Here is a 24353-nt window from a genome sequence, read left to right as displayed (position 1 = left end):
AATTGAATAAGAATTCAGGAGCGATGTCGTGAGCTTGTCGAAATCTCACACTCCAATTCCATTCTGAATTTGGGCTTCCTGACTTCCTGAATCCTGTTTGAGAAATTTCATACTTCTACTTTCCGCTTTCTTGTAGAAGTTCGGGGATTGTCACGAATCGGTAGCCTTGCTGTTTCAGCCCAGCGATGATTTTTGGTAGTGCTTCTACTGTTCTTTTGCGATCGCCTCCACCATCGTGCATTAAAACAATAGCTCCTGGTTTTGCGCCTTTCAATACATTATTCACAAATGCTTGGGGTTTAGCACGGGGGTCAGTATCGGCGGAAGTCAAAGACCACATAACTACAGAATATTTCTGGCTTTTGGCATAAGCCGCTAATCCATTATTTAAAAAGCCCCCAGGAGGTCGAAACAAAGTTGTTTTGACTCCTGTTGTTTTGTAAATCAATTCAGAGGTGCGGTCAATTTCCTTTTTGGCTGTGGCTGCATCCATATTTTTATACCAGTGATGCCAAGTATGGTTGCCGATGGCGTGTCCTTCCGCTACAACTTGCTTGGCAATTTCTGGATTTGCTTGTAAAGCACTCCCTACCCAAAAGAATGTCACCTTAACGTTATTTGCTTTGAAAATATCCAGCATTTGTAAGGTTGTTTTTGGCCAGGGGCCATCATCAACAGTCAAGGCAATAACTTTCTCTTGATTACTAGGCTCTACTTTATATAAGGTTTTTCCTTGAAATTTCGCCGGAACCTCGAAATTAAGGTTTTCTGGCTTAGTTGATGGCTGTGGTTTAGCATCTGTTGGACTGGTTACTGGTTGATCTGGCACTGGTGCTGCATGGACTTTGTTCATTGATTGGGTATTTTCCAATTTTGCAGAGGTGCTACAGCTTGTTACACAAAAGGCGATCGCTACACAACCAAATATTCTGTATAATTCCCGGTCTTTTTCTTTCACATTAGGTTCCTAAAAATATTCAGCCCATCATAAGCTTGTAGTTTTACTTCTTATAAATGTTAACCAGCTAAAAGTCAAGTAATACAAGGATTTTCAGCAATTTTTAAAAATTTTTCCTCAACCCCTTGACATCTTTTGTAGCATATATGTACTATATATGTAGTGAGGCGAAAGACAAAGCCTCCCAACGGTAAAAGTCATGTTCTACACAAACATACGGAACAGGCACTGGAATCAACGAAAGTTGCCAGTCAAACAAGCATCTCTCACTTCTAAACAACCAGAAGTAGAGGATATCAAAGCCAAAAATTCTCAATTGGCTCAAGCGAAAACCGCCGAATACATCAGTAATACACAACAGGTTTATTACTTAGAGCGTCGGTTATTTGGTTAAAAGTTTTTTCTCAAGCCAAGTAATTTTTCCGAACCTTGAAAACTGAATAAGGAATGGGCAAGTTCACCAAAAATCTTCTGTGCCTATGAGCCTAAACATTAGGCACAGATATCAAACATGGGGGTATAGCTCAAATGGTGAGAGCGATCGCCTGTCGAGCGATAGGTTGCGAGTACCCTGCGGGAAGCCACCCAAAGGGTGTCTACAAGTCTCGTTACTCCCGTGTAGCCTTGTGGACGACTAGATAAGTCGCTGTGCCTCTCAAGCACAGAGAAGCGGGTGCAACTCCCGTCAAGGCTCCCAAACGGCTGAGTAGCCAAGTGGTTGAAGGCATTGGTCTGCAAAACCGACATCGTGAGTTCGATTCTCACCTCAGCCTTTGGTACGTTGCAGTGTAACTTAACTAGCAAAGTACTAGGTTCATACCCTAGTTGATGTGGGTGCAACTCCCACTACTGCCACCAATGCAGGGATAGTGTAACGGCAACACCTCGTGACTCCAAATCCGATGTTCTAGGTTCAAATCCTAGTCCCTGCGTTCTACTTCTGCCCCCGTGGACGAACGGTTAAGTCGCTGCTCTTTCAAAGCGGAGATGCGAGTTCAATTCTCGTCGGGGGAATTATGGGTCGATGGCCGAGTCTGGTTAAAGGCGACAGTCTGTAAAACTGTTCTATTTTGTTCGCAGGTTCAAATCCTGCTCGACCCACTGTGGAGAGGTGGCTGAGTGGCTAAAAGCATCCTCCTGCTAAGAGGAAACGGTTTAATGACCGTCGCAGGTTCAAATCCTGTCCTCTCCGCCTTAAAAGTGCGGAGTCAAAATACTAGCCTCTAGCCCCTAACCCCTATTGAGAGCGTGGTGTAACTGGATAACATCTCAGTCTACGAAACTGAAGACTTGAGGGTTCAAATCCCTCCGCTCTCGTTACATAGGAGAGGTGGTGGAGTGGCTGATTCAAGTTGAATTAAACCAGTCCACGGGGTAATTACCCATCTCTCCTTCTTATCCCCTGGTAGCTCAGTTGGTAGTAGCGCCTGTTTGAAAAACAGGAGGTCGTCGGTTCAATTCCGACCTGGGGGGCTGCGTTGCCTCGTAGCTCAGTGGTAGTAGCGATCGCCTGTTAAGCGAAAGGTCGCAGGTTCAAACCCTGCCGAGGCAGCCATTCATTGCCGGGTGGACGAATTGGAAAGTCGCATCGCTCTGAACGATGAGGTTGCAGGTTCAAACCCTGCCCTGGCAATAAAGCTCTGTGGTGTAATTGGCAACATCCCGCCCTTTGAAGGCGAAGATTTCAGGTACTCTTCGAGAAGCCGCTTCGCGTCTACGACCCCTGGCAGGGCTGCCAAACTTTGCTCTTGTAGCCCAATTGGAAGAGGCTGCCGTCTCAAAAACGGTATGTTGTGGGTTCAATTCCCACCAAGAGTACCAACACTAGCTCCTGTAGCCCAACTGGAAGAGGCGGCAGACTTAAAATCTGTTAATTGTGTGGGTTCAACTCCCACCAGGAGTACCAACGGGATGTGGCGCAACTTGGTAGCGCGGCAGCTTTGGGAGCTGAAGGTTGCAGGTTCAAATCCTGCCATCCCGATATGCCCCTGTGACGGAACTGGCATACGTGCTGGAATCAGAGTCCAGATTTTGCAGCTACCCTTCGGGAAGCCGCTTCGCGTCTACAAATCCTGTCAGGGGTACTAATACCATTTCACGAAAAATCTGAGAAATATGTAAACCCTAAAATCCTTGCTACATCTAAGTTTTTTAATTGCGAATTGCGAATTGGTATAAGCTCCCGTGGCGGAACGGAAGACGCACTAGACCGAGGATCTAGTTTTTTGCAGGTACCCTTCGGGAAGCCGCTACCTCGTCTACGATTCCTGCATCTTCCGCCTTCCACCTGAAGCCGAAAAGTGAGGCGCTGTGCTGATAACACAGAAACAGGAGGGGCAGTACCTCCCTGGTGGATTTTACTTCCCATTCCTTATTCATGGGTGGTTGGCATAGCGGCTGTGCAACGGGCTTTTAATCCGTCATAGAGAGGTTCGACTCCTCTACCACCCATTTTTAATCAACTTCTACAGAGCATCTATATGCTGCTGCACCTTCTTAGAGAGTGGTTGATACTCAATTTGCTGAGACAATTCATGGGCATTTTGATAGCAAGATAGTGCTTTCTTTTTACGCTTGGTTGAGGCGTATAAATTACCCATATTCAACAAGGTCGAAATTTCTCCTAAGCGATCGCCTAATTCTTGATAAATTGCAATGGCTTGTTTATAAAATTTCATTGCCTGCCAGTTATTTCCTAGAAGGCTATAAGCATAACCAATATTGTTCAGCGTTGTGGCTTCACCAGAGATGTCTTTAAGGGCGCGACGAGATAAAAGTACTTGATAGTAAATTAGCAGTGCTTGTTTAGGTTGCCCTAAATCGCTGTAAATGGAAGCAATATTATTCATAGTAGTTGCTTCACCAACCAAATTTTTGAAGGCTTTTTGAATAGAGCGTGCCTCTTGCAAAAATTCTAGAGCTTGCTCATAATTACCCAAAATACTGTGGATAAAAGCAAGACCATTTAGTGTTGTTGCTTCACCAGAAAAATCTCCTAATATTCGCCGCATCTGGAGAATTTGGTGCTGTAATAACAATGCTCGTTTTGGTTCACCTAGTTTGGTATAAATCAGGGCTACATCGTTAAGAGTTGAAACTTCCCCTTGAGCATCTTGCAATTTTCTAAATATTACTAAAGCTCTGTCTAGATAATTCAGTGCTTGGGAAAACTTTCCGAGGCGGCTGTAACTAGAACCTATATTACTTAGGGCTGTTGCTTCTGCTTTTTTATTGCCTATTTCTTGAGCTATGGCAAGGGCTGGCTCAAAACACTCCAATGCTCTTTGAGGTTGCCAGCAACCAAGGTGAGCTAAACCAAGGTCATTTAATGTATGACCTTCTTTAGCGCGATCGCACATTTCTTTCGCTAACTCTAAATTTTGAATTGCTAGAGCGATAGATTCTTGCAGTTTACCTTCTTGGTAGTAGCGGGTTGCTTGATCACGACGTTGTTCCCACTCTTGGACTGGATTGAAAGATTGCGTCATTTGACCTCAGTTGCACTGGAGATAAATTAGGCAGGCTCTTCTTGAGCAAACATCCCTAGGAGATAATTTTTCTGAGATTGCCCACATTAAAGTTAAACATTATTCTCTACCTTCAGGTATAGGATGTAAATAGTAAATTGTGGTATATTTTGTCTCCTATTCAGAAAATAATATCTAAACTCTTCGATAAAAAGCTGAGTGATATAGCTTATGGTTGCAAAGGCATAAACTAAGAGATTTAATGAGTTTTATTGACGTAAATTGAAACAATCAGCCCAGTTTTAGTTAATTAAGACGAACCTATTTAAAACGTCTTTAGTAAATATTTTGCCCCAGGTGAATAGAAGTCGCGGCCACGCCGATAAGAATCATGAGGTTTCTTCTTCCCAAGGGAGTGCTACCCGAACCTTGCTAAGGCCAGTTGGTTGTGGAGGGAAATCGTCTAGCAGCGCACATGGATTTAGTTTGTATAGCCAAGCCAGTGCATTAGTGAGACAGTCTGGTGTTGGCGGTTGACCCTTAGAGGAACTACCGAAATGTTTCCTGACTTGATGAGACTGTCGTCGCCTTTGCAAACTTGTTCAGGTAGTCTCTCCGATTAGGAGAAGCAACTAACGTGCTACTTCTCGTGGCTAAGGTTAGGTGCAAGATATAAATTTATATATGTAGTAATCAGCTAAAAATGATTGTTTTATCTATAAAGGGGGAATTCTAAAACTAGTAGTTTATTTTCTCAATTTTCCCTTTTAGCGGTTATGAAAAAGCCAAATTTTCTGGATTCCACGAAACAGGGACAAGAAAATTCATACTGGCCTGTATGGTTTCCTTATCCTACTGCGTGGCTAAAAGCATTAATTTTAGCAATGTTTTTACGAGTTATTCTCTTTGTATTAGAAAAATCTGGACAGGTAAGTTACCACATAATTACTTTTACAAAAAGTATAGAACTGTTTGTTATACTTTCCATATTAATTATTCTATCACCCATTTTAGTAATTGCTTTTACGCATCATTTTTTGCACATATTTATTAGTAATTTTATTTCCCAAATTCAATCCCCAGAAATCGGTAAAACCCAAGGAATACTACCAGGATTAATGAGCTGGTGGGAAGGATTATATGGCTGGCTGGTAATTATTGTTTCTGTACTAACAGCATTTTTATTTTCTACTTTTTTTCTTCCTGTATTTAATATCAGTTATGATAAACCCATTATTTACTATACAGAATATCAAAGAATAATCATAGGAATATTTGGACTGTTTTACATTTCAACTGCTTCTGTAATATATCATATTGAATACTTGGTTAAACGACGATATATCTCCATTTATTCTGTCAAAAAAGAATCAGTTATAAATAAAAATAATCCTGTTATAGAAGTAAATATAGAGCTTAATAAATTACGAAACGAAATGGGAATATATGCGACATCTTCAAATATAAATCCTCAAATTGAGCCAAAAGTTAATCAAATCAAGAAACAAAATACCTGGAATACAAAGCAAAAAAGGTTCCTGCTGTTATTGATTCCATCAATCATTGCAGCTTTATACTTAATAATACAGTTACCCACTATTCAAACTAAAATGATATTTTCTACTTCTTCTAAGAGTCAATCACTAACTTTATCAAAAACACCACAACCAATACCTACACCGGTCAACTCTGAATTGCTTCAAGTATCACCTCCGTCTGATAATTTTCGTGAGGCTGTGAATCAAGCCATCAATGCAGCTAATTTGACACAATCAGCTAAATCTCCCACAGAATGGGAAAACATTGTTAAAGAATGGAAGGCTGCTATATCAATGATGCAATCAGTACCTTTATCGAGCGCTAATTATGAAGTAGCGCAGCAAAAAATTATCGAATATCAGCGGAATCTTAGCTATGCTCAACAAAATGCGACTAAGACTAAGTGAACTTGCTGGGAGTGCGCCTCATCGCAAAGCAGTGAATAACTAGTTGAATGAACTTGTGGGAACTATTACTAATTAATTTTGGGCGATCGCAAGTCAGTTTACTTCCGCCAGGGATAATTCTTCAAAGCAAGTGAGTCAGTGAGAGATAAGTACCAGGAATTTGCTGTACTTGGAACTAGCTATTTTGTTATCTTGCCTTATCAGTGCTGAATTAGAGCAATAAATTGCCAAATTTGTCGATATTTAGTGGCTCTACCTACAGATTGATTTTATTTCTCATCCAGATGCTATTAAGTTCACCCTACAGGTCGATCCCAAGGTAGGATGATTTCACTTAAATATAAGTTAGGTGAAATTCGAGAGCAAAATCATTGTGAAAAAGGCAAAGAATATGAGCGCTATTGATGCTTGTTAATAGACTCATTTACAGCACCTACACATTGCTGATGTTTATTCAAACATTCACCTCGAAATAACTAAGGCTGAAGCATTAATTAATCATTATGTGCCTAGTTTTGTATAAATTAGGATACAAGCTTCCCTGAAAAATATAACTTATTTCTTGTTAACGCTGTTGTTGAGGATTTCCAATGAAGAATATCACTTCTGTTTTATCTCTATTACGTCCAGTACGTTTTCTAATTGTAGCGTTTACCTGTGCATTAATGCTGTTCACTAATGCCTTTCCTGCTTTTGCAATTGATAGCTATCAAAGCAAGCCAACAGAAGCTACTACACAATTGCTGGAAACTCAAAAGAAAACCGACGAAATTAGCCGTTCTGCACCTCCTGGACGGGCAAAAGTGCAAGAAGAATCCAATAAAGGTCTTAACGAAGTGCAAGGTGATGCTGATATTGATAAAATGAAGCGTCCCGGCAATTCCCAAAGTGCAACTTCGGTTGAAGATGAAGTGCAAAACTTCTTAGAAAAAGTTACTGGTAAAAACGACTAATCCTCATGAGGATGATTAGCAACTAGATATATTGGGAATGCTAATTGGTTAACTCTCTTATTCCTAGGAATTTCTAAATCTTGAAATAGAAAGTAAGTACTTTGTTTAATAGTTATAAACAAGGTACTTCTTCGTATTTACATAATTTTTGTGTCTATTACAAGTTAGAAATGTGGTTTACCTTAAGTTGTAATTAATCACGCTGAGGTAATCTTTCCTATGGTTGATGAAAAAGAAGTTTGATTTTTGTGAACTTAGTAAATGAGTCTAGTTAGGAACAAAAATCAATGCGTGCAATTAACATTGGTTTGACAGAAGAACAACGCCAAGGTGTCGCCAATTTGTTAAATCAAGATTTAGCAGATGCCTATTTACTGTTAGTAAAAACTAAAAAATATCACTGGGATGTTGTAGGGCCTCAGTTTCGCAGTTTGCACCAGCTTTGGGAAGAACACTACGAGAAACTGACAGAAAATATTGACGCTTTAGCAGAACGGGTTCGGGCTTTAGGTTGTTATCCTGTTGGTTCAATGGAAGGCTTTCTCAAAATTGCTACTCTCAAAGAACATTCAGGTAATATTCCTACTGCTACAGGAATGGTATCTAATCTTGTAGAAGACCACGAACAAATTATTCGCAACCTTAGAGAACACATAGACCAATCTAGTGAAAATTTCCATGATGAAGGAACTGCTGACTTTTTAACTGGACTCATGGAAGAACATGAAGAGATGGCTTGGATGTTGCGCTCATTTATTGAAGGACAAGATTTGCAGCCAGATGGCACACAACCAGAAACAGGAAGCAAAACCCCTGTAGGCGTGTAGTTATACCGTTTCACTTTAAATTTGATACAAATGGGTCGCAGGGGGGCAGGGAGAAAGAATTAAGCTATCAACACTGTCCTCAGCTAAGTGACTACAGCTATATCTACAGCAGTTCCAAATCATTCTTCAACAAGAAGCTCCCCGACTTTTTGCCAAAGTCGGGGAGCTTCTTGTAAACCTGACTTTTCAAGGCAAGTCCTAAAACCTTTGTCAAGAAAGGGGGTAGGGGGTTGGGTGTAGCTGAGTGGAAAAAGAAAAAAGTCTTACTACACCCTACACCCCACACCCTCTGACTTTTCACGTTATGTGGAAAAGTCAGCTTGTAAACAGGATATTACTCACAAAACTCTAGAATGTGCTTGGCTGTGACTTGTGGTTGTTCTAGATGCGGCACATGGCCTGAATCTTGAATCCAAACGAGTTGACTATGAGGAATTGCTCGTTTAAATCGTTTAGCATCTGTTGTGCCTAAAATTTTATCGGAGTCGCCCCAAAGAATTAAGGTGGGTTGCTTGATTTGTGCTAGTGTTTTAAATCTAAAAGCGTTGTAACCACCACTTTTTGTAAAAGCAATTAAAGCTAAATGCCAACTAGGCATTTCTAAATGCAATGCCGCACAACAGGATGCATCTAAGGAAGCCAAACTAGGGTTTTTATAAGCAGCACGAGAAATGCGATCGCGTACTTTAGGACTACGCAAAAACTGAGTTGCCCAATTATCCAATGGCGGAAACATAAATTTTGCTAAGGGTGAACCCCCACGCAACCCAGCACTATCAATTAATACCAGTTTTTTTACTGCTTCTGGATAAGTGAGGGTAAAATCAAGCGCGGCTGCACCACCCATCGATGCACCCACCAAAATCACGGGCTGCTGAATCAGCGTTTTCCAGAAATAATATAGATGGGTTTTAATGGCAACTGGGCTAAATGCTATGCCTGTCAACCTATCAGTAAAACCGAAACCCAATAAGTCTACTGCCCAAGTTTCGTTCTTTACGCCTAAAAGTGGCAACAGTCGGCGAAATTCTAATACGGAACTGTCAAACCCGTGAATTAATAAAATTGGTGTGCCACCACTGCCCTGTTTAACATAGGTTGTGGTGATTGGTTGCTCAGATAAGGGTGTTGCGATCGCTTGACGTTGAATACTGCGAGCTAATGCGATCGATTCTGGTTGTGTTAATTGCCCAACTGTGGCAGGTAAAAAGCTTGGAAACATAAGTTATAGTTTACAACACCTAGTTACCCAGGAAAAAAACTGTCCCAAATGTCACAACTAGGACAAAACCCTCGTAAAATATATATCACTTATTATTGTCTCAGGAGCTGATGCCATGCCAATGGCGGTTGGCGTAATCGAAACTTTAGGTTTTCCTGCTGTGTTAGCCGCAGCAGACGCAATGGTCAAATCTGCCGCAGTTACACTTGTGTATTATGGTCAGGCAGAAAGCGCTCGCTTATTAGTTGCTGTCCGGGGACAAGTTGCTGAAGTCAAAAGAGCCGTTGAAGCAGGAATAGCCGCTGGAGAACAAGCTTATGGTGGTGAAGTGATCACCCACTACATAGTTCCTAACCCCCCGGAAAATGTGGAAACAATTTTACCTATCCACTTCACCCAAAAATCTGAGCCTTTCCGAATTTTCTAAACGGTTTCGCCATTAAAATTTGTAACGAAGCTTTCTACAATTAATCTTGTAGCCCTACATAGGTTTTATTCATATCAGGAGATGAAGAATGTCACTACAAGCGGTTGGTGCGCTGGAAACTAAAGGTTTTCCTGCTGTGTTAGCGGCAGCAGACGCTATGGTAAAAGCTGGACGAGTTACCCTCGTTGGGTATATCCGAGTTGGGAGTGCGCGTTTTACTGTGAATATTCGTGGAGATGTTTCTGAGGTTAAAACCGCAATGGCCGCTGGTGTAGAAGCCGCAGAAAATGTTCATGGTGGAACCTTAGAGTCTTGGGTCATTATCCCCCGTCCTCACGAGAACGTTGAGGCTGTTTTACCAATTGGCTATACCGAAGCTGTACAACAGTACCGTGACTCTGTAGAAAATCCCATTATTCGGTCTTCTAACGGTAGATAACTGAAATTTACGAGCCATTTATTTGATAGCTAAAGTCAAAAGTCTACAGTCTCAGCGTTAAATAACCATTAATCCTGGGTGTTTGACTATTGACTTTTTGCTAAAGATTATGGTGAAATCTTAATCTATTGAATGTAAATAACAGCCAAGTCACGAGTGTTAACTCTAGAGGTTGATAAAATACTTCTCATCACAAAAATATAGTAGCCACTATTAATTGAGTATGCTGGGTTCGAGGAAAAAGAACCCTTTAATTTTTTACCTGTTTTTCAGTATTTGTTGGGTCAGGTGGGAAATTTTTAATGTAATTTTCATAAAATTCTCATAATTTTTGGCAATATGCTTAGAGAATTGTATTATTAGCGATCGCTTCCCTAGGGCAAGACCTCGGTTAGAGTCATCGAAAAATCAAGGAGTGAAAGACAAATTGCTGCTCTTAGCCCTGCCAGCTACAGAGAAATGATAAAAAAAATTACATATCATCCCAAATACAAGCAAGACTCTCATAGATGAAACTTATTTAAGTAATATCACGTCTCAATTGAAGGAAATCTTCTTAATTCTTTCACAAAAACTGAATTGTGCTTTTTAAGTGATATTTTGCCCTTTAGGGTAAGGATATTGTGCGAAAAATTTCAGTGTAAATTTACAAAAATTTAGATTTTTCTAAGATGGCAAAAAGCTTTCAATACAGGCATCTCTAGCATTAAAAAATCAAAACAAAAACAGCAATTTTCAAACTTCTGCATAAAGTTTAGGAATAAAAACGTAAATAACAATAGAATCGCGGAAATGTCTCGATCAGTCTGATAGATTCCTGAACAATTGCCAATCAACATTTAAGTGCGATGTATGGGGGTTGTGATGCAAACTTTAAAACAGGGTTTCGAGGAGCGCAATCTCGCTATGGCCAAGGATGCGGAAAAACTAGAACAGTATTGGCGCAACCGCCTAGCCGAAGAATGCCCAGACAACAGTACAACGACAACAGAAAGTATTGTACGTTGGCTGTTGGGCAGAGATTTACAACGGTTTGAACTACTCGAACCCAAAGAACTAGAAATTGCCAAGCAAGCGATGGAGTATCGCTGGAAAATTTTACGTCAACGCTACTTAGGAATTGGCAGAGATAAAGCTTATCGCAACTTAATTACCCGATTGGGCAGTTTGGTTTCTTTACGTAATAAAATTCAAACTTGGGTAGCTTTAAGCCGCGATCGCCAACGCAGTGTCATGGATGTATTACAAGAAGTCATCCAAGAATTGTTGCAAAACGATACTTATATGCAGCAGCAAATGGCTTGCATCGCTGAATTTACCACCGATAGACGACTGCAAGACACATTACTGTTTGCCACCATAGAAGAGTATGCTTTGCGACCAGTCCGCAATCAACCGTTATTAGTCTATCGCTTTGTCAACTACCTGCGCCGGACACAACGTGGTGGCTTAACCCAAGTTCCCGGTAGCGATATGGTGAGATTAGTTTCCGAAGAAATTCTCACCGATGATAGTGATAACCGCATCAACTTGGTAGACACACAAGCCATAGCCGAATATCAAGAAGCACAACAACTAGAAGAGCAGCAATCGCTACGGCAAACAGTTCAACAAGAATTCGCTGAGTACCTACAAGCCAATCTCGGACAAGAAGCCGTAGATTGGTTACGATTGTATCTCCAAGGCAAAACTCAAGACGAAATTGCCAAGCAACTAAATAAACCCATCCGTGAAATTTATCGCTTGCGAGAAAAAATTAGCTATCATGCAGTGCGGGTCTTTGCCCTTAAAGATAAACCAGAACTTGTAGATAGCTGGTTAGCTACTTCCTTGCAAGAACATAATCTGGGACTCACACCTAGCCAATGGCAAAAACTGTATACACAATTAACCCCCATTGGGCGGCAAGTACTAGATTTACGTAAAGCAGGTAACTCCATTGAAGCAATCGCCCAACAGTTAAAACTCAAAACCCATCAGGCAATGGGCGAATGGTCAAAAATTTATCTCGCAGCCCAATCACTGAGAACCGAAGAATAACACAATCAAGAGCGATCGCCGCAATTCAAACCTGAAACACCAGCATCATGTAAACAGCAGTTGATTTGGGACTATGCGGGAGGCAACTGAAAGAGCTTTTCTCCAAGCAATCTTTCTTGATACTCCCTGACCCCATTTAACTGATGTGCTGATTAACCAAAGTAATTAATTTAACTTTAACAAGGTAACAAAGTATCTTTATTTACTGCCAACGAATTTAGAGCAAAATACAATATAAGCAAACTTTCAGCCATTAAAATTTATGTTGTCTTCTGAGGACAAATCCCCTGATATCGATATCAGCAAGCAACAAATAGCACCCAACACAGTTATCAATTTAGAACTAGACAGCAATCTTCAACAGGTATTTGAACTCATTGAAAGTCTTTTGTCATTTGAAGCTTGCTTATACCACCAAATTTTGCCCTTTCAATTAGAAGACAACGTACTAACGCTGGGTATGGTACATCCTCAAGACAGCGGCGCACTAGATTATGTGAATCGCATCTTGACTTATATCCACTGCACAATGGTCATTCAAGAAATTCCTACTGATAGCCATCGCCAGCTACTATCAGCCTATCTCAACTATAAAAATACCCACAGTTTAGAAATCACAACCTTTAGTCATCCAAAAGCAGACTTAGCCGCCAAATCAGAACAAAAAACAAACCCAGATATCGTCACATCCCAAAGCCAGCAATCACAAATATCAGAATTTGGCAAAACAACCAATTCTGAATATATTCCCCTATCAGAACCTACCACCCAAAGCAAAAAGACCAGAGAAGATTTAGCCAAAGAAGCAGCACTGCTAACTAACTTGAGTATTTTGCCAGTGCCAACTCCACAGTTAACCACGCCTGTAGAATTGCTACCAGCACTTCCACCAAAACAACTGCTAGAAGAACTATTAGGGCGAGTTCTCGGTGGGGGAATTGGCCGCTTGTATTTAGAAAGACAACCTTATCAAGGTAAGATTCTGTGGAGTGATAACGGCGTTGTGCAATCTGTATTAGATAAATTACCTCTTTCGGTTTTCCAAGGCGTACTCAATGAATTAAAGCGATTTGCTGGGCTACCTGTAACCATCATTTCCGAACCAAAACAAGTAGAGAAAGAATGTTTGTATCAACAAAATCGTTTGTTATTACGCCTGCGAGTGATGCCAGGAATTTATGGTGAAGAAGCAACCCTGCAAGTTTTACGGGGAGCAGCCTTAAAATTTTATCAGCAGCAACAATTAGCTCGCCTACGCCGCGATGTTTTAGGAATTTCCCAACAACTCAACTATAAGTTACAAGAACTAAATCAACGCCTTTTACTCAACTCTAGCCTGACTACAGAGCAATCAGATGCTTTAGTAGCCTTAAATCAAATAGTAGAAAATTTAGATAGACAAGTCAAAATCCTGACCGCTAATAACGATTCTGGCGTAAATTAGAAATAAACATCCTGTCAGTAAAACCGCTGATTTCGATCCCCTAGAGAATTGTTATGTTGTAATGGACGATTAGACCAATACCATAGATTTATTGTGTAAATCAATATTGTAAAAGTATGTATTAATACTATGGTTGCGGTTTTAAAACTTATAGTAGTCAGCTTATTTTCCATTATTTAATTAATTTTTAAAGATATTTCATGCAGACAGAGGTTTTTAGTGAACTTTTCCCTTTATTGAGTACAGCCAACCCTCAAACATTAGAATGGCTGCTCAATGTAGCAATTGAACACGAATATCCAGCAGGCAGAGCGGTACTCATGGAAGATGCTTGGGGTAATGCAGTTTACTTCGTAGTATCCGGCTGGGTAAAAGTCCGGCGAACTTCAGGAGATGATTCTGTAGCGATCGCAATTTTAGGGCGAGGCGATTTTTTTGGCGAAATGGCAATTCTTGATGAATCTCCGCGTTCAACAGATGTCATTGCTCTTTCGCCAGTCAAATTACTAAGTATTTCCAGAGAACGGTTTATTCAAATTTTATTTAAAGACCCACAATTACATCATCGAATGTTGCAATTAATGGTGCGAAGATTGCGACAAATTAACCAAAGATTGCAAATCCGTTCTTCACCACCCGCTGTCAAACTTGCTCATACTTTAGTCAATTTAGGTGAAAGTTATGGACAAGAAACACATCAAGGTAAAGAAATTTTTAATATTCCTTTTAAAGATTTAGCAGAGGTAACAGAAATTGGTGTAGAAGAAACCACCAAAATTATGGAAAAATTACATGAAAAAGGCTGGATCATCATTGATAGTGTTAATAACATCATTTCATTAGTTAATTTTAAACAGTTGATGAATTTAGCAGGCAAAGTCTAGTTTTGTTTTCACAGTCAAGTCACTCCACTTCCCCTGCTTGGGAAAATTTATCTATCCCACTCAAAATCGCAATCAAGCGAGTCATTCCCAGCCATTGCTCAACAGTGGCTGCCGCTTCATCTTTCAGAGCAATTGAGGCTAATTTGCCGAAAACAAGAGACTGGCTGTTGCAAGTAGAGCTAACAGAACCACCAGAATTGGTTAAACTTATTTATAGAGATATGTCAACTTTCTTAGACATATCCTAAAAACGTCTGACTCAACTTTTAACTAGGTGCTGAGTGTGAAGTCTTGAGTAATCAGTTTTGAAATCTGCCTGATTGACTATTAATCACGAAAAGCTGGTCAGCTGGGATCTTGCTGAAAACGCCGATTCAACGGGAAAAAGGTACTGATTATGTGAATAAAAGTATCTCTAGCTGAGTGAAATCAACCATTAGTTATTAAATTAATAAATGTAAATTTTTACAAAATCCGAGTTTAACGCTATTTTGTTCTTAATTCTTTACAAAGTCCTACTATTGACTATTAACTTTTGACTATTAACTATAAACTCATAACTTATCACTCCTGTCTACTACTACAAATGACTGAAGCAACAGCACCTCGTCTCGAAATTGGCGTTAAGGAAACAGTACCGACAATCCATTACTCGGTAGCAATGCCCCAACCAGAAACCCATCTGTTTGAGGTGAGCTTGCAGCTTGTTAATCACTCATCCCCAACTTTGGACTTAAAAATGCCTGTCTGGACACCAGGCTCTTACTTAGTGCGCGAATATGCCAAGAATTTACAAGACTTTGCCGCTTTTGCGGGTGACGAGCCTTTGTCTTGGTGCAAACTCAGTAAAAACCATTGGCAAGTAAATACCGATGGAATTTCAAAATTAACTGTGCGTTACCGCATATTCGCCAATGAGCTGTCGGTACGCACAAATCATTTAGATAACACTCACGGCTATTTTAACGGAGCAGCTTTATTTTTCAGGCTGAGAGGTTGCGAAGGCTTACCAATTCAAGTCACTATTGTGCCACCCCATCCAGAATGGCGCGTGACTACTCCTCTACCTTCAGTCGAGGGACAGCCCTATACTTTCTATGCAGAAGACTTTGATACGCTTGTAGATAGCCCCTTTGAAATTGGCTATCACGAGCTATATCACTTTGAAGTGCTAGGAAAACCCCATGAACTAGCTATCTGGGGGCAAGGCAATTATCAAGTACAACGAATAATTGCTGACATCCAAAAAATTATTCATGTCGAAGCACAGATGTTTGGCGGCTTGCCTTATGAAAGATATGTGTTTCTGCTGCATTTATTTGCCCAAGCCTATGGTGGATTAGAGCATAAAAATTGTTGTTCTTTAATTTATCAACGTTTTGGTTTTAAATCCCCTGATAAATACGAACGTTTTATGCAATTAGTAGCCCACGAGTTCTTTCACTTGTGGAATGTCAAACGCATTCGTCCCAAAGCTTTAGAAGTTTTTGATTACGATCGCGAAAACTATACATCCTCTTTGTGGTTTTGTGAAGGTACGACGAGTTACTACGATTTGATTATTCCTTTGCGCGCAGGTATTTATGACGCGAAGTCATATTTCCAAAATTGGAGTAAGGAAATTTCGCGCTATTTGACAACTCCAGGGCGCAAAGTACAACCATTGGCTGAATCGAGTTTTGATGCTTGGATTAAACTTTATCGTCCTGATGCCAATAGTAATAATTCCCAAATTTCCTATTATTTAAAGGGAGAGATGGTTTCTTTGCTGCTGGATTTGCTGATTAGAGAGCGCTATAGTAATCAGCGATCGCTCGATGATGTGATGCGGCAAATGTGGCGTAAGTTCGGCAAACCAGAAATTGGTTACACTCCAGAGCAATTGCAAGAAGTCATAGAATCGATTGCAGAAATGGATTTAACTGACTTTTTTGAACGTTACATTAATGGCACGGAAGAGTTACCCTTCAACCAGTACCTAGAACCATTTGGTTTACAGGTGATTGCGGATAAGGAAGACGAACCTTACTTCGGTGTGAGATTAAATACTGAGAATGGTCGAGAAATCGTTAAGTTGGTTGAATTCGGTTCACCTGCACAATTAGCAGGCATTGATGCGGGTGATGAGTTGCTGGCTATTGCTGGTATCCGCGTTACCAGTCATCAATTAAGCGATCGCCTCAAAGATTATCAACCAAACGACACCATTCAAGTCACAGTTTTCCATCAAGACGAATTACGTAACTGTGCTGTGACTCTGGCTGCACCTCGCTCTAGTAAGTATCAAGTAGTACCAGTCAATAATCCTGATGCTAGGCAGAAAGAAAATTTTGCTGGGTGGTTGGGTGTACCGCTAACTACTCTGCGTTAAGCTACTGTTTTAGATGTTGAATTTTAACTAATTACTTAAGGGGGCGCAATAACTTGCGCCCCTAATCATTTTGATGATTTCATCTAAAAGTAATCTCCAAAAAATTAAGTTACTCAACCTTGTTTCTGTGTTGGCGATCGCCGTTTTATACTTTAAGCAGACGCATAGGTTTTATGCAAAGCTAGGAAAATATGAATTTATCATTTAAACAATTATTCAAGTGGCTGATTTTAACTTTGCTATTTCCCCTCTTATTTCTTAATGGTTGGCTATTATTAAAATTATTTCAATATTTTCAACCATTATTTACAATTTTTATTCTAGCGTCGTTATTTGGCTTTATCTTAAATTATCCTGTTTCATTACTTGAGCGACAGGGAGTGAAACGCAATTATGGAGTCCTGCTAGTTTTTATTTTAGCTACAGTTATATTAGTTATTTTGGGAATTACTTTATTACCAATAGTTTCAGAACAATTTAATGAAATGCTGAAATTATTGCCTCAGTGGATTGATTCTACGGAAACGAAACTACAAGGGTTAAATGATTGGGCTTTTAGCCAAAGAACTAAAATAGATTTTAGTCAAATTTTTTCAAAAATTACTGATAAAATTCCTGATGAAGTAGAATATCTGTCCGACAGACTTTTAGGCATTATTATAGATACAATAGATAGCATTTCAGTAGCTTTAATAACCATCGTTTTAAGTTTTTATTTCTTATTAGATGGCCCAAGAATTTGGGAAGGTATCTTTAAAAAATTGCCTTGGGATTTTGCCCAAAAAGTCAGCCAGTCTATTCAAAACAACTTTCAAAACTACCTAATTGGACAGGTAAGTTTAGCTTTGATCATGGGTATTTCTCAAACATTCATGTTTTTGTTATTTCAAGTTCAGTTTGGGTTACTCTTTGGATTAGGTGTAGGAATTTTGAGTTTAATTCCTTTTGGAGATGTTGTCAGTTTAGCTGTAATTACGTTAATTATAGCTACCCATGATTTCTGGTTAGCACTTAAAGTGCTAGCGGTAGCTGTAATTATCGATCAGTTAATTGACCAAGCGATCGCACCTCGTCTGTTAGGCAGTTTTACAGGTCTAAGACCTATTTGGGTGTTAATTTCTTTATTAGTAGGAACTTATCTTGGTGGAGTATTAGGTTTAATTATTGCCGTACCTTTAGCTGGTTTTATTAAAGATATTGCGGATGGTTTCTCTCTAAGAAACAATTTAAATCATAGTGTCGCCGATGAAGATGCAGAGATATTAACTCAGGAATCTACATCTGCATAAATTGAGCAAATTAAATCCCCTTAAACCCCATTTCAGTTTCTACTTGTTTGGCTTGTTTAGAATCAATACTATTAGTCTCCATCCCGCGACGAGTTTGAGATAAAACTCCAATTTGGCTAATGAGTATACCCACTAAAATTAAACTGCCACCTAAATATTGAGCTTGAGTGGGTGCTTCATTTAAAATTAAATAAGCTGCTAAGATACCTACCACTGGTGTAAAAGAACCAATTAAAGACGCTACAGCAATCGGAGAATTTCTCAAACCTTGAAACCAAAGTAATTGACCTAAAACTACAATCACTGCACTATATAACAACATCCATTGCCACAAAAAAGGCGACAATACATCGATAAAATGATGACTACCATACAGCGATAAAGCTATCAAGAAAAACACAACAGTACCCAAAGCATTCCGGACAATTGAGAAGATGCCTAAAGGGATATGATGAAGATATTGTTTACTAATAACTGTAGAAATTGCTGCAGCTATAGCTGCTACAGTCGCCAGAATTTCACCTATACCTAAATTCAAGCCAGCCATATTCATCATGTTAGGGCTAGGAGGTTGAAGTACTATAGTTAAAGTCACGCCAATAAATGCTGCGATCGCTCCAACAATTGTCCAAAAATTGACCCGTTCTTTTAATAACCAGATAGATAAAGCTAAAGTCAATGGTGGCTCTAATCTACCTACTAAAATCACATTATTAACATTGGTTAATGCTAATGCTTGAAATACTAATCCAGGAACCAAAGCACCTGATAAAATAGCTACTAAAGCTAGTATCCACCAATTCTTTCTCGATATTTTTCTTAATACTTTTTTGTTCCACTGTTGCCTATAAATACTTAATAAAACTAACAAGGCACATAAATTGCCCACAAATAAAACATTACATAAAGAAATTGGATTTCTACCATTGATTAAGTTTTGCGAACCAATTTCTGTCAATCTCCGAGTTACTGCACTAGACACGCCAAAAATTAAGATAGCTAGCCAAAGATAGACTTGGTTAGGAATTTGGTTAAACAAAAGCTGCCATCTTCTGGGACTAGTCACCGCAACACCATTGGCAAGATAAATTATGTCAACAATACTAAACTTTCTAGCTTAAGTCTAGGTGAGAGAAATCTGAGATAAGCTTGAGAATTAGATAAAATTCCTTCAGAACACAATTACCTGAGAAAATGCTGAGTTTACACTGAATCTCCTGAACGAATAAATTCAGAAAATTTATAGCTGAGTTTCAGATGAGCTTCACTTGTGTCTGAGATGCTTTGGATAGTTACAAAGTTCAAACATCAGGAATTTACAAATGAAACTCGCTTCTTCATTAGTTACAGGTGCTGCTCTAGCTGGTTTGTTGAGTTTTGCGGATGTGCCAATGCAGGCTGTTAACCCTTTATTAACTCAAGCCGTAGCTGCTGAGGGGAAAGACGTTACAGGTTTGACACCTCAACAACAAATTGATTTGATTGCCAAAAATAAAGGTGTGTTTGGTAGCGGAGATCAATTACGTCGTTTCTTCTTTGGCGATTTAGAACCAATCGGCATTCAGCCTGGTGGTGCTGGTTCGGTAGTGAATCTTTACAACAAAGCTAACAATGTCACATTTTCTTATTGTTCTACCTTTGATGTAGTGGTAGCTGTCAAAAAGGGCAAAGTGCCTAAGTTTCCTGCCAATGAAGTTAAGTAATTTTTATTACTAATACCTTCTATTTATAGCGTTCTTAGTTGATTAGTGAAGATTATTAAGCTCTAGATCCCCAACTTCATTCAAGAAGCTGGGGATATTATTATGTATTACATTTACTTAAGTATATACTTAATATCTGTCAATTGAACTGTTAATTTGAAGTAGATAGCAGATAAGCATATATTGTAAAAATAGTCTTTAAATATTTTAAAAAATCTGCAAAATTATCAACAAATGATTATTCGAGGCTAGTAAAACCTGCTAATATAAGCGGGTCAAAGCTAAAGCCGGACACTTTTATGTTGCAATTTTGTTGAAAAGTGAATTAGACAAAAAACATTTTTAGCTAATTGATGCCATAGAGAGTAATACTTAAGTACACCAAAAATAAGTAAATTAATTAACCAAAAAATATAAAAAATTACAGATATTCCTGTGAAAATAACACATCAAAGTATAGGCAAAAAACCACAGAAAATATTACTGTCTGGAGCAACTTTATTAGTTCTAGGTTTAGGTATAGCAAGTGTGAGTACTCTAATACCTAAAATGGAAATAGTTAGAGCCAGAGAAGTACAACAAAAACAAGCAACAAGAAGTAATGCTTGGTTAGCAGCTTCTTTTCCTGTAGAAAACTTTCAAGCATATACATCACCCTTTGGTTATCGTCGTTCTGCTACGGGTGGTGGAAATTGGGAATTTCATGGAGGCTTAGATATAGCAGCACCGCAAGGTAGTTATATTCGCAATTGGTGGACAGGTACAGTAATTAAAGTAGGTGATGCCTACGGCAAGCAAAGCCAACGCACTGCTTGTGGTACTTATATAGTCATTAAATCTGGCGAATGGGAACATACCTATTGCCATTTGGAAGGTCATGTCGAGGCAAGCAGCGGACGGCGATATTTGATAGACCGTAATGGTGGAATTCTCATTTGGGAAGGTCAAGTAATTCCCACAGGAGTGAGGATTGGTCGTGTAGGGATGACAGGACGTACCACTGGGCCGCATCTCCACTGGGGATTGAAATATGCTAATAACTACGTTGACCCAGCATTAGTGTTGCGAGAAATGTTTACTCAGCAGCAAATTGCTAGTAGAGAGTCAAAAATTGTCATTCAAGAGTCAAAGAATCAGCGTGATTTCGGTTACTAAGAATGAGTTACTTTGAAAAAGGGTATGACTACTGCCTCAACTCTACTCCCACCCTAGGTTATTTTCTTTAACTACAACTGGTTGTAAGAAGGTATTTTTTCTGCCATTTTGGCACATTTATACTGATCAATCTTGCTATAATTTGGGAAAGAAAAACATCCTAAATTAGAGCAATTAGCTTATCCTCTAGTAGTGACTGGAGGATTTTTTATCATAGCTAAATTTAAAGTAGAGACATTGCATAGCAATATCTCTACAAATTAGTAACTTATAGCCAAACCTATTAATTAGGTACAGCAAATTTTTCGTCAGCTACCTGATGATATTCCCTGACAATTTTCCGAAATACCTCGCCTTCAATAGTCTCCTGCTCGGCTAGCAAATCTACTAAATTTTCGAGAGCGATGCGATTCTCTTGCAGTAATTCTTTTGCCTTTTGATAACAAGAGTTGATAATTTCGCGGACTTGCGAATCAATTTTGCTCGCAATTTCTTCAGAATACTCTGATTTGTTCATCCAGTCGCGTCCTAAAAAGACCTCGCCACTTTGATTTTCTAGAGATAAAGGCCCTAAATCAGACATACCAAAGCGTGTTACCATTTGCCTTGCCATGCTTGTAACTTTTTGTAGGTCATCTCCTGCACCTGTAGTTACTTCTGGCTTACCAAATACAATCTCTTCAGCAGCACGGCCACCTAAAGTAGCGGTAATTCTGGCTTTGAGTTGCGAACGAGAAATTAAGCCTTGTTCTTCGTTGGGTGTAAACCAAGTTAAGCCCAAAGCTTGACCGCGAGGAATGAGAGTAACTTTTTGTACAGGGTCATGGTCTTTGAGTAATGTGCCAATTAAGGCGTGTCCAACTTCATGGTAAGCAATTAAGCGTTTGTTTTTGCTGTCTACTAAGGGAGTACCTTCCATCCCAGCGACGACTCTATCTACAGCATCGTCAATTTCGAGGATGGTAATAGCGTCTTTCCGTCTTCTGGCGGTGAGAATAGCTGCTTCGTTGAGTAAGTTAGCTAAATCTGCACCAGTAAAACCAGGAGTCCGGCGAGCGATCGCTTCTAATGATACACTTTCATCAATTTTCTTATTGCGGGCGTGAACTTGCAATATTTCCCAACGTCCTTTTAAGTCTGGCGCATCGACAATTACTTGTCTGTCAAAGCGTCCGGGACGTAACAAGGCTGCGTCTAATACGTCTGGACGGTTGGTAGCAGCAATAATAATGATGCCTGTATTGCCTTCAAAACCATCCATTTCCGTGAGCAACTGGTTGAGGGTTTGTTCCCGTTCATCGTTACCGCCGCCAATACCTGCACCTCGTTGTCTACCTACAGCGTCGATTTCATCAATAAATATTAGACAAGGGGCGTTTTCTTTGGCTTTTTTAAACAAATCGCGTACACGGGACGCACCTACACCAACAAACATTTCCACAAATTCCGAACCGGAAATGCTGAAAAAAGGTACGCCTGCTTCCCCAGCGATCGCTTTTGCCAGTAAAGTTTTACCTGTACCTGGAGGCCCAATTAACAACACGCCTTTAGGAATGCGCGCCCCTACGGCGGTAAATCTTTCTGGCTGTTTCAAAAAAGTGACAACTTCTTGTAATTCTTCTTTGGCTTCTTCTACACCAGCTACATCGTCAAACTTGACTCCTGTTTTGGCTTCCATTTGAAACCGCGCTCTCGATTTACCAAAGTTCATCGCTTGGCTAGAAGCATTGGTGGAACGGCGCAAAAACAGTAACATTAAAGCTACCAAAGGCAAAATCCACATCAGGTTGATTAATAAGCCTACAGCCGCCCGACTATTGGCAGAGGAGACTTCGCCAAACTCAACGTTTTTGGCTTTGAGTTTATTAATTAGTTCAGTATTTTGATTTAACAGTCGGACTTGTAATGGTGGTGTATCTGGCTTTTGACCTTGGAGATAAACTTTGGCGACTTGTTCTGTTTCGTCTAGTTCAACTTTTTTAACTTCACCTCGTTCAGTTCTTTTGATGAGTTCACCATAAGATATTTCGCGCTCTGCTCTCTGTGCCAGGGCAGGTGTACCACCAACAATACTTGGCAACATCACTAAACTGGCGATTAATGCCCCAGTCCAAGCAACAGGTTTTGACTTTCGCCCTTGACGTTGGTGGGGCCATCGCTTGTTATTAGTTAAGTTTAACTCTGGCTGAACCTGTAACATCGGCGATCGCTGTTGCATCAATGCCTTTCTCCCAAAATTTTTCATATCACTTACCTTTTATCTGCTGGCATGAGCTTTGCGCTTGATTTATGCCTCTTCTTCTAGCAAAAATTGCAATAACTGGAAATCAGGGTTTTTTATCTAGTCTAGCTTCTGTACAAAACTATTCTTTACTATCTTTACCCATGCTACTCAAGGAAGCCCACTAAGTGGGATAAATTGTCCCCCTGGGTGGGATGAATTTAAATGAATTCTGACAGAGTATTAGCAACATGAGAGTTTTGAAGGAATTTCCAGTTGATTGACCTGTTCTCATCACTTTCGGCATTTTTGCTTGATTGCGCTACGGAAATTTGACCATAAACAAATAAATCGCTATTATAGACATAATCGTAATGACTATGACTTTTAAAAAAAATTTCTCTATTAGCGATATATTCCTCAAGGATGAGTAAGTTATGGTAAAGATTGTCGGTATTGGTGGTAGCTTAAGATCCAAATCCTATACGCAACTGGCTTTACAAGTAGCGGCACAACGTTTAGAAGCCATCGGTGCAGAGGTAGAGATTTTAGATTTGCGACAGTTGCAGCTACCATTGTGCAATGGCGAAAAAGAGTATCCAGACTATCCAGATGTGCAGCGCTTACGTGAGACTGTGAGTAGTACAGACGGATTAATTTTAGCGACACCAGAGTATCATGGCGGCGTTAGCGGTGTGCTAAAAAATGCCCTTGATTTAATGAGCTTTGACGAACTATCGGGAAAAGTCACTGGACTAATTAGTGTGTTAGGCGGACAATCTAACAGCAACGCACTCAACGATTTACGGTTAATTGTCCGTTGGGTACATGGTTGGGTAATTCCTGAACAAATTGCTATTGGGCAAGCGTGGAATGCTTTTAGTCCTGAAGGTAAGCTGTTAGATGAAAAATTGTCTCAAAGATTTGACCAATTTGCCCAAAGTTTAGTTGATAGCACTCGCAAACTCAAAGGAGTCAATTAAATAAATTTGGATTTTGGATTTGCG

At 39.7% G+C, this 24353-nt stretch carries 19 protein-coding genes and 16 tRNA genes; 30 read left to right on the top strand and 5 right to left on the bottom strand.

All coding sequences use genetic code 11. The features are described 5' to 3' along the window. Positions 1–115 precede the first annotated feature (115 nt). On the bottom strand, positions 116–958 hold the full coding sequence (locus H6G69_RS19985) for a polysaccharide deacetylase family protein (RefSeq protein WP_190690873.1): 843 nt from the start codon (positions 956–958) through the stop codon (positions 116–118). 244 nt (positions 959–1202) lie between these two features. Here H6G69_RS19985 and H6G69_RS19980 point away from each other — a divergent pair, with 244 nt between their 5' ends. From H6G69_RS19980 to H6G69_RS19900, 17 genes are all read left to right on the top strand, one after another. After that, positions 1203–1352, top strand: a complete 150-nt coding sequence (locus tag H6G69_RS19980) for a hypothetical protein (RefSeq protein WP_242051385.1) — start codon at positions 1203–1205, stop codon at positions 1350–1352. Positions 1353–1471: 119 nt separating this feature from the next. Further along, positions 1472–1575: transfer RNA gene (locus H6G69_RS19975), tRNA-Asp, on the top strand. 83 nt (positions 1576–1658) lie between these two features. Next, a tRNA-Cys gene (locus H6G69_RS19970) sits at positions 1659–1731 on the top strand. 9 nt (positions 1732–1740) lie between these two features. After that, positions 1741–1816 (top strand) — tRNA-Met (locus H6G69_RS19965). 2 nt (positions 1817–1818) lie between these two features. Next, positions 1819–1890: transfer RNA gene (locus H6G69_RS19960), tRNA-Trp, on the top strand. A gap of 11 nt (positions 1891–1901) precedes the next feature. Beyond that, a tRNA-Glu gene (locus tag H6G69_RS19955) sits at positions 1902–1972 on the top strand. 4 nt (positions 1973–1976) lie between these two features. Next, positions 1977–2059 (top strand) — tRNA-Tyr (locus H6G69_RS19950). A 4-nt stretch (positions 2060–2063) separates the two neighbouring features. Beyond that, positions 2064–2150: transfer RNA gene (locus H6G69_RS19945), tRNA-Ser, on the top strand. Between the two features lie 50 nt (positions 2151–2200). Continuing rightward, a tRNA-Arg gene (locus H6G69_RS19940) sits at positions 2201–2275 on the top strand. A gap of 82 nt (positions 2276–2357) precedes the next feature. Beyond that, a tRNA-Phe gene (locus tag H6G69_RS19935) sits at positions 2358–2431 on the top strand. A 6-nt stretch (positions 2432–2437) separates the two neighbouring features. Then, positions 2438–2513 (top strand) — tRNA-Asn (locus H6G69_RS19930). A gap of 5 nt (positions 2514–2518) precedes the next feature. Continuing rightward, positions 2519–2591, top strand: a tRNA-Gln gene (locus H6G69_RS19925). A gap of 3 nt (positions 2592–2594) precedes the next feature. Continuing rightward, positions 2595–2696, top strand: a tRNA-Gln gene (locus H6G69_RS19920). Between the two features lie 6 nt (positions 2697–2702). Then, a tRNA-Leu gene (locus H6G69_RS19915) sits at positions 2703–2779 on the top strand. Positions 2780–2785: 6 nt separating this feature from the next. Continuing rightward, positions 2786–2864, top strand: a tRNA-Leu gene (locus H6G69_RS19910). Position 2865: 1 nt separating this feature from the next. Beyond that, positions 2866–2939, top strand: a tRNA-Pro gene (locus H6G69_RS19905). Positions 2940–3337: 398 nt separating this feature from the next. After that, a tRNA-Lys gene (locus H6G69_RS19900) sits at positions 3338–3409 on the top strand. Between the two features lie 14 nt (positions 3410–3423). On the opposite strand, the gene H6G69_RS19895 is transcribed toward H6G69_RS19900, so the two are convergent. Beyond that, positions 3424–4446, bottom strand: coding sequence for a tetratricopeptide repeat protein (locus H6G69_RS19895; protein WP_190690871.1), 1023 nt, complete (start codon positions 4444–4446; stop codon positions 3424–3426). Between the two features lie 755 nt (positions 4447–5201). Here H6G69_RS19895 and H6G69_RS19890 point away from each other — a divergent pair. The 3 genes from H6G69_RS19890 (at position 5202) to H6G69_RS19880 (ending at position 8151) form a co-directional block, all read left to right on the top strand. Further along, positions 5202–6371: a hypothetical protein gene (locus H6G69_RS19890; protein ID WP_190690870.1), complete on the top strand. Its 1170-nt coding sequence runs from the start codon at positions 5202–5204 to the stop codon at positions 6369–6371. A gap of 590 nt (positions 6372–6961) precedes the next feature. After that, the gene (locus H6G69_RS19885; protein ID WP_190690869.1) at positions 6962–7324 is read left to right on the top strand and encodes a hypothetical protein; all 363 of its coding nucleotides are present in this window, start codon (positions 6962–6964) and stop codon (positions 7322–7324) included. Positions 7325–7611: 287 nt separating this feature from the next. Beyond that, a complete protein-coding gene (locus H6G69_RS19880) occupies positions 7612–8151 on the top strand; it encodes a Dps family protein (protein ID WP_190690868.1) in 540 nt (179 codons plus the stop codon). A gap of 334 nt (positions 8152–8485) precedes the next feature. Here the strand turns inward: H6G69_RS19880 and H6G69_RS19875 are convergent, their stop codons facing one another. Beyond that, positions 8486–9373 (bottom strand): alpha/beta fold hydrolase, encoded by an 888-nt coding sequence (locus H6G69_RS19875; protein ID WP_190690867.1) that lies wholly within the window; start codon positions 9371–9373, stop codon positions 8486–8488. 115 nt (positions 9374–9488) lie between these two features. Between H6G69_RS19875 and H6G69_RS19870 the strand changes: the two genes are divergently transcribed. The 7 genes from H6G69_RS19870 (at position 9489) to H6G69_RS19840 (ending at position 18267) form a co-directional block, all read left to right on the top strand. Further along, positions 9489–9800, top strand: coding sequence for a carbon dioxide-concentrating mechanism protein CcmK (locus H6G69_RS19870; RefSeq protein WP_190690866.1), 312 nt, complete (start codon positions 9489–9491; stop codon positions 9798–9800). Positions 9801–9888: 88 nt separating this feature from the next. Further along, the gene (locus H6G69_RS19865; RefSeq protein WP_190690865.1) at positions 9889–10239 is read left to right on the top strand and encodes a carbon dioxide-concentrating mechanism protein CcmK; all 351 of its coding nucleotides are present in this window, start codon (positions 9889–9891) and stop codon (positions 10237–10239) included. 852 nt (positions 10240–11091) lie between these two features. Next, positions 11092–12279 carry a HetZ-related protein 2 gene (locus H6G69_RS19860; protein WP_190690864.1) on the top strand — a complete coding sequence of 396 codons (1188 nt, stop codon included), beginning with the start codon at positions 11092–11094 and terminating at the stop codon, positions 12277–12279. A gap of 262 nt (positions 12280–12541) precedes the next feature. Beyond that, positions 12542–13723 (top strand): pilus assembly protein PilB, encoded by a 1182-nt coding sequence (locus tag H6G69_RS19855; RefSeq protein ID WP_190690863.1) that lies wholly within the window; start codon positions 12542–12544, stop codon positions 13721–13723. Between the two features lie 200 nt (positions 13724–13923). Beyond that, entirely contained in the window at positions 13924–14607 is a 684-nt protein-coding gene (locus H6G69_RS19850) for a Crp/Fnr family transcriptional regulator (protein WP_190690862.1), read from the top strand. Between the two features lie 586 nt (positions 14608–15193). Further along, a complete protein-coding gene (locus tag H6G69_RS19845) occupies positions 15194–16978 on the top strand; it encodes a M61 family metallopeptidase (protein ID WP_190690861.1) in 1785 nt (594 codons plus the stop codon). A gap of 191 nt (positions 16979–17169) precedes the next feature. Next, positions 17170–18267: an AI-2E family transporter gene (locus H6G69_RS19840; protein WP_190690860.1), complete on the top strand. Its 1098-nt coding sequence runs from the start codon at positions 17170–17172 to the stop codon at positions 18265–18267. Between the two features lie 10 nt (positions 18268–18277). Here the strand turns inward: H6G69_RS19840 and H6G69_RS19835 are convergent, their stop codons facing one another. Next, entirely contained in the window at positions 18278–19333 is a 1056-nt protein-coding gene (locus H6G69_RS19835; protein ID WP_190690859.1) for a DMT family transporter, read from the bottom strand. Between the two features lie 256 nt (positions 19334–19589). On the opposite strand from H6G69_RS19835, the gene H6G69_RS19830 reads away from it, so the two are divergent. Further along, positions 19590–19970, top strand: a complete 381-nt coding sequence (locus tag H6G69_RS19830; protein WP_190690858.1) for a hypothetical protein — start codon at positions 19590–19592, stop codon at positions 19968–19970. A 456-nt stretch (positions 19971–20426) separates the two neighbouring features. After that, complete coding sequence (locus H6G69_RS19825; protein WP_190690929.1) at positions 20427–21125, top strand: peptidoglycan DD-metalloendopeptidase family protein; 699 nt, start codon at positions 20427–20429, stop codon at positions 21123–21125. Positions 21126–21408: 283 nt separating this feature from the next. Here the strand turns inward: H6G69_RS19825 and ftsH are convergent, their stop codons facing one another. Beyond that, a complete protein-coding gene (gene ftsH / locus H6G69_RS19820) occupies positions 21409–23370 on the bottom strand; it encodes an ATP-dependent zinc metalloprotease FtsH (protein ID WP_190690857.1) in 1962 nt (653 codons plus the stop codon). 413 nt (positions 23371–23783) lie between these two features. Between ftsH and H6G69_RS19815 the strand changes: the two genes are divergently transcribed. Beyond that, positions 23784–24329, top strand: coding sequence for an NADPH-dependent FMN reductase (locus tag H6G69_RS19815; RefSeq protein WP_190690856.1), 546 nt, complete (start codon positions 23784–23786; stop codon positions 24327–24329). Positions 24330–24353 lie beyond the last annotated feature (24 nt).

Origin of the sequence: Nostoc sp. FACHB-110 (genome assembly GCF_014697425.1) — a bacterium.
Classification (GTDB): Bacteria; Cyanobacteriota; Cyanobacteriia; order Cyanobacteriales; family Nostocaceae; genus Nostoc_B.
The sequence above is the reverse complement of the archived record's forward strand: the minus strand, read 5'-3'. Positions and strand labels throughout refer to the sequence as shown.